This is a genomic window from Polaromonas sp. P3_C2 (assembly GCF_056402675.1).
The window spans coordinates 1-814 of sequence record NZ_JBFUGX010001119.1; the positions used below are offsets into that span (position 1 = coordinate 1).

The 814-nt window shown below is 64.9% G+C and carries 2 protein-coding genes; both read left to right on the forward strand.

Translation table 11 applies throughout. The features are described from left to right. Window positions 1-544, forward strand: a 544-nt coding sequence (locus tag AC1DWI_RS25030) for a hypothetical protein (protein WP_477726163.1), incomplete at its 5' end; no start/stop codon positions are given. A gap of 5 nt (window positions 545-549) precedes the next feature. After that, window positions 550-814: dihydrofolate reductase (locus tag AC1DWI_RS25035; RefSeq protein ID WP_477726164.1), on the forward strand; the 265-nt coding region annotated here is incomplete at its 3' end.

Genomic DNA, 814 nt, shown 5'->3' on the forward strand with positions numbered 1-814 from the left:
GGACAAACGCATCGCCCTCGGGGCGCAGAACGTTATTTGCGGCTATCTCGCATCGCACGGCGACCCGAAGGCCGCACGTGAAGCCGTCATACGCCGCCGCTACACGCACAGGAGGCTGACGCCGCTGTATGAGCAGTTGTGGGAGGCCCTTCTGTGCCGCCCTGTACGCGCCATCGCACCCGGTGCGGTGCCGCTTCTGGCGGAGGTGCTGGCGGGTGAACCACTGACCGACGGCTGCTGGGCGGTGCAGCTGGACCTGCCCGACGCGGCGAACCTTTCCCACACCGTGAATATCCTCGTGGTGCGGATTGACCATGAGCAAGCCCATAAAACCGGCCTTGGCGAAGACGATCTTCGCGCGCGCTACCAGAACTACCTTCAGGCCGTCACACCGCCCGACCAGCTGGCGATGGTGAACACGGTCTATACCTCCGAGGCGCTCAATCCACGCCTGCTCAAGCAACTGCAGGCCGTTCCCGGCAGCGTCGTCATCGCGCCGGCCAGGCCCCTGAATCTGGATATCATCCGGATTGATTCCATCTGAACACCATGAAAATCCGCATGATCTTCGCCCGCGCCGCCAATGGCGTGATAGGCCGCGACAACACCATCCCCTGGCGCCTGCCGGAAGACATGGCGCGCTTAAAGCGCCTGACCACCGGCTGGCCGGTCATCATGGGCCGCAAGACCTGGGATTCGCTGCCGGTGAAATTCCGGCCGCTGCCGGGCCGCGCCAACATCGTCATCACGCGGCAGCCTGATTGGAAAGACACCGGTGCCTCGACGGCCGCGAGCCTGGCCGACGCGTTGGCGC